This window comes from Staphylococcus sp. 231237_7MaSpsaltlick (genome assembly GCF_043107035.1).
Window position 1 is genome coordinate 212,002 of the sequence record NZ_JBICNX010000006.1, and the last position, 15,040, is coordinate 227,041.

At 36.0% G+C, this 15,040-nt stretch carries 14 protein-coding genes; 6 read left to right on the forward strand and 8 right to left on the reverse strand.

The annotated features are described in order from the left end of the window. The first annotated feature begins 17 nt into the window (after nt 1-17). The 5 genes from ACF91D_RS13790 to ACF91D_RS13810 all read left to right on the forward strand — a co-directional run bounded on the left by ACF91D_RS13790 (nt 18) and on the right by ACF91D_RS13810 (nt 5,609). The gene (locus ACF91D_RS13790) at nt 18-254 is read left to right on the forward strand and encodes a FeoA family protein (protein ID WP_042737706.1); all 237 of its coding nucleotides are present in this window, start codon (nt 18-20) and stop codon (nt 252-254) included. Then, nucleotides 247-2,241 (forward strand): ferrous iron transport protein B, encoded by a 1,995-nt coding sequence (gene feoB / locus ACF91D_RS13795; RefSeq protein ID WP_107589774.1) that lies wholly within the window; start codon nt 247-249, stop codon nt 2,239-2,241. Before ACF91D_RS13790 ends, feoB begins: the two co-directional genes overlap by 8 nt. A gap of 12 nt (nt 2,242-2,253) precedes the next feature. Beyond that, nucleotides 2,254-2,436 carry a FeoB-associated Cys-rich membrane protein gene (locus ACF91D_RS13800; RefSeq protein WP_107589775.1) on the forward strand — a complete coding sequence of 61 codons (183 nt, stop codon included), beginning with the start codon at nt 2,254-2,256 and terminating at the stop codon, nt 2,434-2,436. Between the two features lie 634 nt (nt 2,437-3,070). Further along, a complete protein-coding gene (locus ACF91D_RS13805) occupies nt 3,071-4,975 on the forward strand; it encodes a coiled-coil domain-containing protein (protein ID WP_107589776.1) in 1,905 nt (634 codons plus the stop codon). Nucleotides 4,976-5,087: 112 nt separating this feature from the next. Next, on the forward strand, nt 5,088-5,609 hold the full coding sequence (locus tag ACF91D_RS13810) for a hypothetical protein (RefSeq protein WP_042737709.1): 522 nt from the start codon (nt 5,088-5,090) through the stop codon (nt 5,607-5,609). A 123-nt stretch (nt 5,610-5,732) separates the two neighbouring features. Here ACF91D_RS13810 and ACF91D_RS13815 read toward each other — a convergent pair whose 3' ends face one another. The 7 genes from ACF91D_RS13815 to ACF91D_RS13845 are packed head-to-tail and all read right to left on the reverse strand — an operon-like array spanning nt 5,733 to nt 12,810. Further along, nucleotides 5,733-6,671, reverse strand: coding sequence for a sugar phosphate isomerase/epimerase family protein (locus ACF91D_RS13815; protein WP_107526721.1), 939 nt, complete (start codon nt 6,669-6,671; stop codon nt 5,733-5,735). Nucleotides 6,672-6,689: 18 nt separating this feature from the next. Beyond that, entirely contained in the window at nt 6,690-7,697 is a 1,008-nt protein-coding gene (locus ACF91D_RS13820) for a Gfo/Idh/MocA family protein (protein WP_042737711.1), read from the reverse strand. Nucleotides 7,698-7,714: 17 nt separating this feature from the next. Then, nucleotides 7,715-8,578: a class II fructose-bisphosphate aldolase gene (locus tag ACF91D_RS13825; RefSeq protein ID WP_229366792.1), complete on the reverse strand. Its 864-nt coding sequence runs from the start codon at nt 8,576-8,578 to the stop codon at nt 7,715-7,717. Nucleotides 8,579-8,590: 12 nt separating this feature from the next. Further along, nucleotides 8,591-9,502 carry a myo-inosose-2 dehydratase gene (iolE, locus tag ACF91D_RS13830; RefSeq protein ID WP_042737712.1) on the reverse strand — a complete coding sequence of 304 codons (912 nt, stop codon included), beginning with the start codon at nt 9,500-9,502 and terminating at the stop codon, nt 8,591-8,593. Nucleotides 9,503-9,541: 39 nt separating this feature from the next. Continuing rightward, nucleotides 9,542-10,513 carry a 5-dehydro-2-deoxygluconokinase gene (gene iolC / locus ACF91D_RS13835; protein WP_107526722.1) on the reverse strand — a complete coding sequence of 324 codons (972 nt, stop codon included), beginning with the start codon at nt 10,511-10,513 and terminating at the stop codon, nt 9,542-9,544. Between the two features lie 8 nt (nt 10,514-10,521). Then, nucleotides 10,522-11,340 carry a 5-deoxy-glucuronate isomerase gene (gene iolB, locus ACF91D_RS13840; protein WP_107526723.1) on the reverse strand — a complete coding sequence of 273 codons (819 nt, stop codon included), beginning with the start codon at nt 11,338-11,340 and terminating at the stop codon, nt 10,522-10,524. A gap of 15 nt (nt 11,341-11,355) precedes the next feature. Continuing rightward, nucleotides 11,356-12,810: a CoA-acylating methylmalonate-semialdehyde dehydrogenase gene (locus tag ACF91D_RS13845; protein ID WP_042737715.1), complete on the reverse strand. Its 1,455-nt coding sequence runs from the start codon at nt 12,808-12,810 to the stop codon at nt 11,356-11,358. A 181-nt stretch (nt 12,811-12,991) separates the two neighbouring features. Here ACF91D_RS13845 and ACF91D_RS13850 point away from each other — a divergent pair, with 181 nt between their 5' ends. Then, the gene (locus ACF91D_RS13850; RefSeq protein WP_042737716.1) at nt 12,992-13,750 is read left to right on the forward strand and encodes a DeoR/GlpR family DNA-binding transcription regulator; all 759 of its coding nucleotides are present in this window, start codon (nt 12,992-12,994) and stop codon (nt 13,748-13,750) included. A gap of 433 nt (nt 13,751-14,183) precedes the next feature. On the opposite strand, the gene ACF91D_RS13855 is transcribed toward ACF91D_RS13850, so the two are convergent. Then, nucleotides 14,184-15,020 carry a sugar phosphate isomerase/epimerase family protein gene (locus ACF91D_RS13855; protein ID WP_107589777.1) on the reverse strand — a complete coding sequence of 279 codons (837 nt, stop codon included), beginning with the start codon at nt 15,018-15,020 and terminating at the stop codon, nt 14,184-14,186. Between the last annotated feature and the right edge of the window lie 20 nt (nt 15,021-15,040).

Consider the following 15,040-nt stretch of genomic DNA (forward strand, 5'->3'; position numbering starts at 1 on the left):
AAGAAAGAGTGATCAATATGTTGAATATTAAGACTGGAAGCTTAAATAAGCGCTACACAGTAAAGCACATGAACATTAAAAATGATAGCATGGTACAGCGTTTAAACGCCTTAGGTTTAAACCACGGAACCGATTTGAAGATCAAACAAAGATGTTTATTTAAAGGACCTTGTATCTTAGAGGTAAACGGACAACATTTGAGTATTCGCGGTTGTGATGCATGTCAGATCTTTCTAGAGGAAGCTCATGGCTAATAGTTATTGTATCTTAGGAAACCCCAATGTAGGAAAGACATCTTTGTTTAACGCACTTACTGGCACATACGAATATGTAGGCAACTGGAGCGGAGTTACCGTTGAAAAGAAAGTTGGCCGATTAAAGGATAATTTAGGGGATCTTGTAGATTTACCTGGTATTTACGAAGTATCGCCTATTTCCAAAGACGAAACTGTTGTTACGGATTATCTATTAAACGATTCTTACACAGGCATGCTTAATATTGTCGATGCAAGTCAGCTGAAACGTAATTTACAACTTACAGTACAACTGATGGAACTTGGTGCGCCTCTAATTATTGGGCTCAATATGGTGGATGTAGCTGCTAAACGTGGAATACATATCGATCATCAAGCCCTCATGCGCAAGTTAAAGACACCACTTATGCCTATTATTGCACGTAAGGGTAAAGGCACACAGAAAGTGTTGGACGCGCTGAAAGATGATTGCCTCACACGTCGCTCTCCTTTAAAAATAAACTATGGTGACGACATAGAAGAAACACTTATGAAGATTCAACACCTTATCGGTCAACATTCTGCTATTAACAAGCATCATCTGCGTTTTGTTGCGATACAATTTTTACTCAATAATCCTAAAATATATGACCAACTCGATGCCACTGTAATCGCTCAAATCGAACCTTTAAGAGTCGCACTAGCAAATACCTTGTCACAATCTATTCGTACATGTATTCACGATGCTCGAGCTACATACATAGATACATTATTAGAGGGTGTCGTTGAATATCCAGATGAAGAAAAGCAATATTTCTCAAATCGCTTAGATAAGTTATTAACACATCGCATTCTTGGTATTCCAATATTTCTTAGCATCATGTGGTTAATTTTCCAAATTACATTCACCTGGGTTGGGACACCGATATCCGATCAACTCGATGATTTCTTTGGTGGCACCCTTACTGATTCGGTAAAAGCAAGCATGGATTATTTGCATATTTTCCCATTTTTACAGGATCTAGTTACTGATGGCATCATCGCAGGTGTAGGCGCTGTATTAGTGTTCGTACCACAAATTCTCGTCCTATTCTTCTTTATATCATTATTAGAAGATTCAGGATACATGGCCCGTATTGCTATTCTGATGGACAGAATAATGGAGGTCTTTGGCTTAAGTGGTAAATCATTTATTCCAATGATTATTGGGTTTGGTTGTAACGTACCAAGTATTATGGCTGCACGTAGTATCGAGAGTGAAAAAGAACGATTAACTACTATATTAATTGCACCATTCATGTCTTGTTCTGCGAGATTACCAGTCTACGCCTTATTTGTAGGTATATTCTTTAAATCGCATCAAGCGCTTATTGTACTAAGCTTATACGTCTTAGGTATCATCGTCGCTTTATTGACGAGTGTATTACTTACCAAGACAGTGCTAAAAAATGATGATTCTGTATTTATTATTGAATTGCCTACATATCGCTTACCTTCAATCAAGACTTTATGGAGAAGTACTTGGGAAAAGGCCAAAGGATTTGTTAAAAAAGCTGGAACATTTATATTCGGTGGTTCCGTTGTCATTTGGTTATTAAACTACACAGGTCCAGGTGGCTTTGATGTAGAAATTAATCAAAGTTTCTTGCACATGATTGGTAGCTTCTTTGCTGTATTAGTTGCACCATTGGGATTTGGTACATGGCAAGCCGGTGCTACTTTGATACCTGGATTCTTAGCAAAAGAAGTCATTGTCAGTTCAATGGCAATCATTTATTCATCGGATGAAGCAGGACTTGTCAATGTAGTCCAAAGTCACTTCACACCATTGACAGCATATTCATTTATGGTATTCATCCTTTTATATATTCCATGTTTATCTACCGTCGCTACCATTCGTAAAGAGACATATTCCGTAAAATGGACTGTTTTAGCAGTCGTTTATCCTATCGCTGTAGCTTATGTATTATCTTTAGCACTTTACCAAATCGGACAATTATTTATCTAAGGAAGTGAACACATGACTATCATTTTTAACATCATATTATTTGTAGCTATATTTGGGTATGCTGCTTATACTTTAACAAAATTTATAAAAAAATCTAAATCAGGAAAATGTTCTTCATGTGGATCTAGCAAGCATTGTAATACACCTAAGCCACCAAGCCACATTTTCTCATCTAATGACCATAATTCTAATTAAATCGACAAAATTTTATCTTATAATTTAAAACATGACTAAACCTTCAAAGTATGATTGATTAACTATACTTTGAAGGTTTTTTATAACTATTCTTGCGTCGTCAGTTAAAGAGATGGGACCAATTACATTTCACAATGATTTCTCTATCACATTATATTTATACTTACACGTACTGCATACGAAACACCCTGCTTGAACTAAACTAATATAATGATACGGACCCCTTACATATTCACCTATTTATTATATAACCTCATCCATAATATACAGAAATTGAATAAACAATACGTCACATACATCATTTAGCCTTGGAATGTAATCTAGTCATACTTACTTACGATAAAGTCATTTTCAAAAGTAATAAAAGTTATTAATCTTAGAGCCATTAATAAAAACAATAATATATAAAATTTAAATAAATATTTATATTATATAACCAACTTATGTGTTATCATAAAAATCTGATAATTAATATTTGTTTTTATATAATTAATTTTTTTACATAGCGAAATACGCCTTAATTATCAATTGACTTCTAGAATATACACTACACTCAAATTAAATCATATTCTGTTACTACAGATACTAATTCATAACCGTTTAGACATTAAACGAATGGAAGGATGACCAATACATGACTAACAATGTTTTAGACATTAGCTATTTAGAAATGGATTATGCAGAAGTGGGCGACACAAAGATTTATATTGTACCTGTCGTAGCACCTAATTTAATCTTAGGAAAATCTAAAGGTGAAGCCGTTGATAATTTCAAACAAATCTTATGCTCTACAAAACTTGTCCAATCATTTGATGTAACCATTAATCCTAAAGACGACAACGAGCCTTTCAAAATTTTTGCCGATCATGAGTACTGTGTTACAGATTTCGCTTCACTACAAAATATTAAAGAAGAAAAGTATGACGACTGTAATTTTGGTTTAAGACTCTATATACCATCAGAGAATGCATACCAATTAAAGGTGATTAACAACGATATTTTAAATGCATCAAATATGCCTGATTTTGGCACGGCAAATATGAGTAAAGACTTAAATTTCGAAACACTTGTACCGTTAAGAGATGCAATCATCGAGCAAATTCAACAGAAGAACCATAACAACCATGCAGTGAATGATGAAGAGGCACAAGCAACTACAATACCTCATAATGTCGAACATTCTGACATTAAACTATTAAAAAACAATTTATATAATACATTAGACGGTTTAATAGATAAAATTTATTTAGATGACGAAAAACTACAATTTAATAGTATTATCAAAGATAAAGATTATGATGAGAAGGTTTTACCTACATATCAAAAATTAGAGCAATTAACTGAAGATGACTTTAACCAAGCTAAAAGTGATAAATTAAACACTTTGCAAAAAAAGCGTGAAGATATCATCAATAGTATTTATAACCAGCTTGTTACCGATTTATGGAGTAAAAATATCGAAGCTGATACGCTGAAAAACTACAAATCTGCTGATTCCACTTACCACAATGACTATACAGCAATTGAGCAGAAATTAGCAGATGCATTAAGCGTAATTCCATCAACGGTAGCAACACATGCTCAACAATTAGAAGAACAATTCGAACAAGATAAACAATCTCGTGCTGACAAAGCACGTAGAGACATGGAAGATAAGATTGAACGTGAAGAGCGCCCATTATTAAATAATAAAATACAAGAACTTGAAACGACACTTACTACTAAAGCAAATCAATCTTATAATAACCAAATTAAAGTACTCCATGCCGAAGTACAAAATAATTACGAATTACAAATTTCAAAAATTGTCGACGATGTTATACATCGACACCAACAAACAATAGATGACAAAAAAGCAGAGCTACAACAGCTAATGGACCATGATGTAGCAAGCCTAATTCAAAAGCGTAGCGATGATGTAGATCATTTGCGCCAAGAAATAAGCAAATTAGAACAAGATATCATTCATAACGAAACAACATTTAATGAACGTCTAGAACTAGCCGTTGAAAAAAGAATGAATGATTATGAACTGAAAGATGCGCAAATGACTGATGAAATCAATTTTCTACGTGTTGAAATTGAAAAGATTAAACGCGAAAACTCAGATAAGAACGAAGCCATTCGCGCAAAAGAAATGGAACTTAAAAATAACCGCGCGCAATTGGATCGATTAAATCAACAACTCGAACAAAGTAATCAAACGAGTTTGAGCATCTCAGCTCAAGCCTTAGAGATTAAACAACAAGCACTTAGCTTTGCCCAAAAGGAAAACAGCCAGCCTGTCCTTAGCAGAGTTGTTTCAACACAGAATGGTGACTTAAATCATTTACTAGGTGATGATGCTGAGTTGGCTAAACGCTACGAGCGAAGTAAGAAACCTTCATTCTTCACTTGGTTAGGTGGTCTATTCTTATGCGCTGTCCTAGGAACTGGAACATTATTTGGCAGTCACGTAGCAAACGCTAAAGACACAGCACACCAAGAACAACCAAAAGTAGAACAATCAGCAAAAAAAGAAATAGATAAGAAAAAATAATGCATCGTAGAATACACTACTATAGTGCTATAGAGACACTATTAGGTGTTATAAGATAACTACCTTAATTTGATTCAAATAATCCTTATACAAACAATGTGGGAGTGAGCACATGAACCAAAATAAACTAGACGAACTCAATCGACTTGCACGAGGTACAGTTAAAGAGAAAAAGATTGCATTAACTTATGGTTATCAACCCATTATCGACAAATTAAAAAAGGACAGAAATACAGACGTTGCTCACTTTGCCGGCGCAATAGATGCAAATGTAGACTTAAAATTACATCAAAATAATTTACACTACGACAAAGAAAAGGCATCTTTCCAAAAAGTATTAAAGCAAGCGATGCAATATATGTATGCAACATTAATCGCCATTGCTATCGCAGTTATATCAATCATTATAGCTGTGATTACTTTCTTTATAGATTCTACTGCGACAATCGTACCTTATATCATTATTTCAATTATAGCTGCTATTGGTTCGATTGTTCTATTCGTATTATCAAAGCAAACCGAAGCAACATACTATAGATGTAAGCAGTCGTTATCTAAAGCAAAGTATTTACTCAGTGTCGCACAAGCTAATTCTCAATCCTTGCAAGCTCAAATTAACAATGAACACATGTAATATAGGAATTAGTTACTATATCAACATCAAGCAGTACGTAAAAAGACGAAGACATCAACTATGTCTTCGTCTTTTTTAATATAAAATCCCTTTTTGTAATCTAGCATCTCTCATTACAAAGCCTTAAACTAATACTTGCTTTAGGGCAGCTATAGAAGCATCCACACCCGCTTCCGGTGACATCGTCAAGTCTTCCATTTCTAAAGATACGAAGCCTTCGTAACCAACCATACGCACCACTGAGAAGAATGTCTTCCACCATTGCAAATCTTGCCCATAACCGACAGCAACATAATTCCATGCACGATGTTTAACATCATCAATCTCTCTTGTTTCAAGTAGCGTTGTCACATCAGCAACACCATCTTCAATACGCACATCTTTGCCATGTACATGGTGAATTGCCCCTTCTAATCGACGTGCACATTGTATTGGGTCAGCCCCCATCCATAATAGATGACTCGGATCCAAATTCATGCCTATGATTGGATCAACTGCATTTCTTAAATAGAGCAATGTTTCTGGATTATAGACCAGTTGAGCACTAAAGTTCTCAAGTGCAATCTTCTCTATACCATGCGATTTCGCTACTTCTACCAATTGTTTCCAGTAGGGTATCGCTACATCATTCCATTGATAATCAAGTGCATCCTTTAACTCTGGTGGCCAACTTACGGTCGTCGTTATCCAATTCGGCATCGTATCTTTTGGAGAAGCAGCAGGCAAACCACTCATCATAACAATTTTCTTAACCCCTAACTTTTCAGCCAGTTTAAAGGTATCCGTTGTTACTTTACGATGTTCCTTCCCCAGTTCACCTGGCGCTAATGGATTACCTGAACAGTTCAGTGCAACAACATCAACTTGATAACTTTCCAATAACTGTTTGAACTCAGTGAAACTTTGTTCATCATTCAACAATTGCTGTAAATTAACATGTGGCGCTGGTGACCAACCACCTGTAGCAAGTTCAATGTGGTACACATCCTGCTTTGTGATATATGCTAATACTTCCTCTAATGATAAATGCGCTAAACTATCTGTTACGTATGATAATTTCACCGATCATCACTCCGCTTCTTATTGGTATAAGCTTGGCTTTTCATCAAATTTAATCTCTACTTTATAACCATTGTCTCTAGACTCAGAACATGCGTTAGTCGTGACAGAAGCCATATAACCATCCCAAGCAGATGGCCCAGTAATTTCATCATGCTTAATTCCGTCTACCCATAATTGTAACTCTTTATCATACGCTGAGATAAAACGCTCTTTCCAATCACTAGGTACACGCGTATAATCTTTTTGCTCTGTTTTAACATTGAAATAAGTTGGATTCGTTAAGCCGATTTCACCTTTTTCGCAAACCACTTTACAATTAATATCATAACCAAATTGGCAATTCACAAATACTTCTAAATCAATACAGACACCTGATTCAGTCTGTAATAAGATTAACTGTGGATCGTGTAACTTTGGATGTGTATATTGCGTTTGCTTTTTAGGCAGAATAACTTGCGCCGATACAAAATCTTCTTGTAATAACCATCTTAAAGCATCCACTTCATGTACTGCCGTATTTTCAACAGCCATTGGTGTATCGTATTTCGAATCGACCGTTTCATTTCTGTGCGTACAATGTAATAACAATGGTTCACCTAATACGCCAGTGTCTAATTCACGTTTCATCTCTTCATAACCTCTATCATAACGACGCATAAATCCAACCTGCACTAAGCGCTTTTGCTTCGCTGTTTCTGCATTCACAATGTTTGTACAGCCTGAAGCTTCTAAGGCTAATGGCTTTTCACAGAATACATACTTGTCATGTTTAATTGCTTCTAATACATAACCTTCATGTGTTGGATCCCAAGATGTAACGACAATACCATCTATTTCATCTGCAGCAATAAGTGCCTCAGCATCTTCGTAAAATGTCGCTCCAATTTCCTTTGCATAAGCCGTAGCTACTTCAACATTAATATCACTAATTGCCGAAACCTTTGCGCCATTGACTCTATTGTTGATTCTATCTACGTGATCTCTACCCATTGCACCAATACCGATTACACCAATTCTTAATTCCATACCTTATTCAGCTCCTGTCATCTGTTTTTTATAAATGCTGTATTTTTATTTTCCGAACCACATGTTTGAATTATCTTTTCAGCTATCGTAATAATAGCTTGTATACTAGGCTTCAATATTTCTTGTGGGTTGAATAGCTCTGTTGATTCATTGAGTGTCTTGCGCAATTGGTTTGACCAAGAGATATTAATTTCAGTATTAAAATTAATCTTAGCATGGCCCAATTGAATCGCACGTTGTAAATCTGCATTCGGAATACCTGATGCACCATGCAAGACGAGTGGTACATCTACTTTAGACCCAATTGCCTCCATCTCTGCAAATCCTAAGTTAGGTTCACCCTTGTACTTGCCATGTACAGAGCCCAATGCAGGTGCTAATGTATCTAAATGCGTTTGTTGTACTAATGCCACGCATTCATCAATATCTGCGTATTTAACTTGTCCTACCAAACCATCTTCTACGCCACCTACAGCACCTACTTCACCTTCCACAATGACACCATGGGCATGCGCATATTCGACAACTTCCTTCGTTTGCCTAATATTCTCTTCAATCGGTAACTTTGAACCATCAAACATAACAGAATCATAGCCTGCATCAACTGCTTGCTTACAGCCCTCTACCGTTAAACCATGATCTAAATGAATCGATACAGGGACCGTTATACCCATCGCTGTAATTTTATTTTTTATCGTCTGTAAGATAAATTTGTAGCCACCAAGATAGGCAATATTCTTATCCGTCGTGCCGATAATAATTGGAGATTGCATATTTTCTGCAGCTTGCAAGACACCTTCAATCCAAATTAAGCCGTTGATATTCATTTGTGGAATTGCAAATCCTTGTGACTTCGCATAACGAATCATATGTTTTTCCAAAGAATTCCCCCTTTACGAAATATATTTTTTCTCTTGCTTACGTTGTATTTGATTCAAATAATTTTTCGCATTTTTTGCATAAATAAAGGGGTTGGCTTTAGCAGGATCTTGTTCTGCTTCTACAACAATCCATCCTTTATAATCAGCAGCTTCTATTGCTTGTAGTATGGGTTCAAAGTCAATATAACCATCGCCCGGCACTGTAAATATACCTTGCTTGATACTGTCAAGAAAGCTACTGTCTTGTATCTGTGCTCTTTGTTGCACATCCGGACGAATATCCTTGAAATGGATATGGTGAATTCTTGATTTATATTGTTCGAACACAGCTAATGGCAGTTCACCTGATAATGCTAAATGACCAGTATCAAATAATAATGAGACTGTTTCAGGGTCCGTGTTATCCATTAAACGTTGAATTTCAGCAGTTGTTTGAACCCCTGTCCCCATATGATGGTGATATACAATTCTCATATCTTTCTCGCGCGCCAACCTACCAAGATGCTCTAACCCTTGCGTGAGCTTTAACCATTCTTCATCTGTAAAGTGCGGTTTTTCCGTGAAAACTGACATATCTTCTCGTTGTTGAATGCTCTTACCTTGTTCACAAACAACAATGACCTTTGCACCTAATTCATATAAGAAATCTCTGTGGTTGATAAACGCACTTTCTGTTTCTTCATATGGCTTTGTCGTTAAAAATAAACTCAACCACGCACTCGCAACACTCAAGTTTCTAGGCTTTAAATAATCCAGCAATTGACTGGCTACTTTAGGATACTTGTTACCAATTTCTGTCCCTTCATATCCAGCTAATGCCATTTCACTAATACATTGTTCAAAGGTATTTTCCTTACCTAACTCAGGCAAGTCATCATTCGTCCATGCAATTGGTGCACATCCAAAACGTATATTTTCAGTCATAACATCATCCGCCTTTTAAGAAATCGCTTACATTTGATACTAAATTGTTTGATTCTCTTGCGCTTCGATAAAACTTTCTAACTTTTCACTTGTCGGCATTGCTTCCGATGAACTATGGCTGCTTACCACAATAGCGGCAGAAGCTGCACCATATTTTAATGCTTCATCAATAGCTTTACCTTTAACCAATGCATATAAGAAAGCTGCAGCATATGAATCACCAGCACCAAATGTTTTAATGACTTGTGCCTTAAATGCTTTACCTTCATAATACGCACCATCTTTGGTATAAGCTTTAGAACCTTGGACACCGTGTTTAACAATGACAAGTTCTGGTTGATAACTAAACAAAATTTGACTAATTGATTCATCTGTTTCATTAACGTAACGGTGAATCATATCGTATTCATCTCGGGTACCAATAACAATGTCAGCTTGTTGTGCAACCAATTCATAATAAATTGAAGTTTCTTCTAAACTCTTCCACGTGTAAGGACGATAATCTATTTCAAAGACAACCTTTACATTATTCGCTTTAGCAATAGACAACGCTTTTAATACCGCTTCTCTAGAAGGAGATTGAGCCAACGCTGTACCTGAAATCAGCAAATATTTACTTTCTTTAATATACGCTGCATCAACATGCTCAGGTGCTAAGTATAAATCGGCTACTTCTTCTCGATACATCAGAATATTAGATTCAGTAGGACTTTTTATTTCTGTAAAGGTAAGACCTGTCTTGTGACCATGTTCATCAACATGGATTTGGGATGTATCTACACCTAATTGATTTAAATAATCTGTGATATAACGGCCATGTTGATCATCCGAAACATTAGCAATTAATCCTACATTCAAACCTAATTTAGATGCTCCAATACTGATATTCACCGGAGAACCACCGACATATTTGCGAAATGTTTCTGTCTCTTCCATCGGTCTATTGATCTCTACTGCGTTTAAATCAATTGCTGCTCTACCAATCGCTACGATATCTTTCTGATTTGCCATTCCTATCCCTACTTTCTATCTATAATCCATTCATGATCTTTTTGATTATGGAACTTCCATACCTTTTGAGGACCTGCCATTACATTTAAATAATAACCATTGTAACCGTCTGGAACTGCAACTGGGTGATATCCCTTAGGGACGATGACTACATCACTATGTTCAACAGCCATTGTTTCGTCTAAAGATTTATCGTCTGTATAAACACGTTGAAAGACAAACCCCTGTGGTGGATCCATTTCATGGTAATAGATTTCTTCAAGAAATGACTCATGTGGCAGATTATCTACATCATGCTTATGTGGTGGATAACTAGACCAGTTTCCTTGATCTGTATACACTTCTACGACTAATAGCTTTTCACTAGCAGTATGTGAATCAGGCAATATATTATGCACATGTCGCTTATTAGAATATTTACCTCTATCTTCGACAGCATTTTCTGCTGCCGGAATAAGTTGTGTTGCACGTTCCTGTTCACAAGGTGAATAACAAATGACAACACGTGCATCTCTCTGTGCTGTAATCACGATTTCATGTGCTTTAGATATATAAATACTATCTGTAGGGACCTTTTCAAATACTGAATCTCTCGTACCTAAACCTTCATATTTATCGCTGCCATCTGAAACATCAATTTGCCCCGTCAAGGCAACAACACAAGCTTCATAGTCATTTGTCGACTCACTAAATGTTGCTGCGGCTTTAAGGTCAATCACTTTAATACCGGTATATTCTAAATCTACATCTGATGGTTTAAAGTCTTGTATTATTTCAACACCCTCTGCCAATGGATGGTGTACGGGTTTCTTTAATAATTCAGCCATATCTCTATACACTCCTTAATATTGAGGTTCGCCGTGACGAGCTGTTACTACTTTACGATGTGTAAAGAAATCAATACTATCTTTACCATTCGCATGTAATGAGCCAAAGAACGATGATTTCCAACCAGAGAATGGGAATACTGCCATTGGAGCTGGCACACCAAGGTTAATACCTAACATGCCGGCATCGATGAATTCTCTAAAGTATCTTATAGATGAAGCACTATCTGTAAATAAGCAAGCGCCATTAGCAAATTCTGATTTATTAGCTAACGCAATACCTTCTTTAAGATCTGTTACTTTTACTAACGATAATACAGGTGCAAATATTTCATCTTGCCACAACTTCATATCTGTTGTGACATCTTCAAAAATAGTTGGCTTAACAAAGTAACCTTCATCTTTATTATCTTCACGACCATCTAATACAAGCGTCGCACCTTCTTCAACACCTTGATCTACATAGTTTAATGTGCGTTCTTTATTCTCTTCTCTGATAACTGGACCTAAGAATACGTTATCTTCTAAACCATTACCGATGACAATATCCTTAGCTGCTTGTACTAATTTTTCTTTAAATTCATCATATACACCCTCTTGAACCGCAACTACCGCTGCTGCCATACAACGCTCGCCAGCCGAGCCAAAGGCTGCACCGATAACGTCTTTCACAGCTGAATCAATGTTGGCATCATTTAAGATAATCGTATGATTTTTAGCACCTGTTAAACACTGAGCTCGTTTTAAATTTTCTGTTGCCTTTTTATATACATATTCACCAACTGGTTTAGAGCCTACAAATGAAACCGCTTTTATTTTTTCGTTTTCACAAATACCATTTACAATATCATGTGCACCATGCACTACATTGAATACACCTTTAGGGAACCCAGCTTGCTCAACCAATTCTGCCAATTTATTTACAAGTAACGGTGTTTTCTCTGAAGGTTTAATAATAAATGTGTTACCTAGCGCAATTGCCATTGGGAACATCCAACAAGGTACCATCATCGGGAAATTGAAAGGTGTGATACCGCCTACAACGCCAACAGGATATCGATAACTTGTACCTTCAATATTTGTAGCAATACTTGATAAGGAATCTCCCATCATTAGTGATGGTGCGCCTGCAGCAAATTCTACATTTTCAATACCGCGTTGCACCTCGCCTAAGGCTTCGCCAACACTTTTACCATTTTCTTTCGTAATAATTTCTGCTAACTCTTGTTTATTTTCTTGTAAAATTTGTTGTAAGTTGAATAATAAGCGTGCTCTTTTTGGAACTGCAACCTGACTCCACTCTTCAAATGCACTTTGAGCAATTTCTGCCACTTCGTCTAATTCTGCTCTAGTTGATAATGGTACTTCTGCGATAACTTCCTTTGTTGCCGGGTTATAAACTTCAATTGTTTCCTGTGATTTTGAATTCACCCATTCACCATTAATATAATTTTTTAAGATTTCTGCCATTTCTTGTTCCTCCTCCTTGGAAAACGCTTCCATTTTTTAGTATAATTTTGGTTAAATATTGATTACTTATTGGTTATTTTATAAAAAGGAGTGATTATTGTCAACTTTTTGTCATTTTTTTATTAAGTGTTGAGTAATAAAGAAATGTTGTGTATTATATAAATTATTGGGGGTAACAAATATGAAAACGAAAAGGATACACGCGATTGAATCCTATATTAACGAAAATCAAGCTGCGTCTATTGATGAATTAAGTGATTACTTCAACGTTTCAATTAATACAATACGTCGCGATATCACAGTATTAGCCGATATGAATAAAGTTAAAAAGGTTTACGGTGGTGTGAAGGCGGTTGATAGTTCTATTACACAAGCTGTCGACTACTCGAAGCGAAATATTGAACACTATGAAGAGAAAATTCACATTGCCAAAAAGGCAGCCAAACGTATAAAGGCACATGATGTCGTATATCTTGATACTGGGACTACAACAGTCCATATTTTAGATTACGTCGATACAGAACTACCTTTTACTATTATCTCAAATAGTTTAGACATTATTAATAAAGCTTCCGTCTTTAAAAATGTGTCACTATTTATTATCGGTGAACAATTTAAATTCCGTACGCGTTCATTTATCGGTATCGAATCAAATAATCTTATTGAAAAATTCAACATCGACAAAGCATTTATGGCCGCGACAGGTGTCGATATAAAAAACGGCCTCTCAAATGCCGAATTAGAAGAAAATATTATTAAAAAATTAATCGTCTCTCGTTCAAAGTATGTTTATGCACTGGCGGATCACACAAAAATGGGCCGTTCTACACTTCTTACATTTATGGAATGCGCAGAACTCGACACATTAATTACCGACAAGACACCGTCTCAAGAATTTGTAGATTTTCTTAAATCTGCAAATGTCACAATTGAAACATAACCATTTATACAAAAGTTCATCAATATTAACATTAGAGGTAACACCTGTTCATTCAGGTGTTACCTCTTTTGGTTCACCGACCGATCAACGGTTGCAACTGTGACTAAATTCAACGTCATACGTATCGATACATGATCATAACGCTACAAATAATTTACTTAGATTTAACTATGTATTACTTACAATGTTGCAATTTTGCTTAACTGGACTTAACTTAACTCGTACATGCCATAATAACAATCTCGCTTATATAGGCCCCTTAAGAACGCTATCAGTCTGTAATTCATCTTCAGCTTTAGTAATTTAGCTTAATAATGCGCACATTATGACACAAAAAGGTTGAGACGATCGTTAGCATGAGCTCTTTAACATAAAGATTGTAAAGATCACAAACCACATACTGTCTCAACCTGATTACAGTTTAAATTTTAAATTAAATTGGATAGAACGGTTGCACACTTTCCTTAACCGTTTCCTTAGATTTCACAATGACATCTTCAGCTGGCAATCGATAATATTCCGGACGAAAGAGCTCAATCGAAATAAACTCACCTTGAAAGCCAATCTCACGAAGTGTATTAAATATACCTTTAATATCAATGACACCACGACCTGGGAAACATCTATCTTCATCCGTTAATATACCAATCGGGTAGTCATCTACATCATTAATATGTAACAAAAATATATTTTCTGCCTTAGCCTTGCGCAAATCTGCTAAATTAGATCCCATTGCATGAAAATGAAAGAAATCTAATACCAATCCTACATTCGGTTTCGCCACGTCCTCGACGATATCATACGCTTGTTGGAATGTGTTAACCGTTGCATATGGTGCCCCTAAAAACTCTAACGCAATCTTAATATGATATGCTTCGGCTAACGTTGCAAATTCTGTCATAACCTTAACACAACTATCATGAATCGCCTTATTGAGTATTTTAGTTTCTGTAACCAATGGCACGAGAACGATATATTTTGCCCCTAGATAATGCGCAATTTCTAGCCATTCTTTAAATTCATCTAAGACAGCTCTATAATCCGCATCATTTCTATTATTAAAGAACTGCAATGCATTGAGACTTAACGGCTTAATATGATGTGTATCGAAAAATGCTTTCATATCTTCAAGCGTATGTGTTTCTAAATACTCCGGCATCTTATCCATTTGTATTTCAATAAAGTCATAACCATGTTTATCACATAATTCTAATTCCTGTTGCAATGTTGCATTTTCCTTTGTAGTAGCCACATTATATCCTAATTTCATAGCACACCTCATCCATTATC

Coding starts and splice junctions, on each gene's coding strand:
- ACF91D_RS13790 (WP_042737706.1), top strand. CDS start 18: ATGTTGAATATTAAGACTGGAAGCTTAAATAAGCGCTACACAGTAAAG.
- feoB (WP_107589774.1), top strand. CDS start 247: ATGGCTAATAGTTATTGTATCTTAGGAAACCCCAATGTAGGAAAGACA.
- ACF91D_RS13800 (WP_107589775.1), top strand. CDS start 2,254: ATGACTATCATTTTTAACATCATATTATTTGTAGCTATATTTGGGTAT.
- ACF91D_RS13805 (WP_107589776.1), top strand. CDS start 3,071: ATGACTAACAATGTTTTAGACATTAGCTATTTAGAAATGGATTATGCA.
- ACF91D_RS13810 (WP_042737709.1), top strand. CDS start 5,088: ATGAACCAAAATAAACTAGACGAACTCAATCGACTTGCACGAGGTACA.
- ACF91D_RS13820 (WP_042737711.1), bottom strand. CDS start 7,697: ATGGAATTAAGAATTGGTGTAATCGGTATTGGTGCAATGGGTAGAGAT.
- iolE (WP_042737712.1), bottom strand. CDS start 9,502: ATGACTGAAAATATACGTTTTGGATGTGCACCAATTGCATGGACGAAT.
- iolC (WP_107526722.1), bottom strand. CDS start 10,513: ATGGCAAATCAGAAAGATATCGTAGCGATTGGTAGAGCAGCAATTGAT.
- iolB (WP_107526723.1), bottom strand. CDS start 11,340: ATGGCTGAATTATTAAAGAAACCCGTACACCATCCATTGGCAGAGGGT.
- ACF91D_RS13845 (WP_042737715.1), bottom strand. CDS start 12,810: ATGGCAGAAATCTTAAAAAATTATATTAATGGTGAATGGGTGAATTCA.
- ACF91D_RS13850 (WP_042737716.1), top strand. CDS start 12,992: ATGAAAACGAAAAGGATACACGCGATTGAATCCTATATTAACGAAAAT.
- ACF91D_RS13855 (WP_107589777.1), bottom strand. CDS start 15,020: ATGAAATTAGGATATAATGTGGCTACTACAAAGGAAAATGCAACATTG.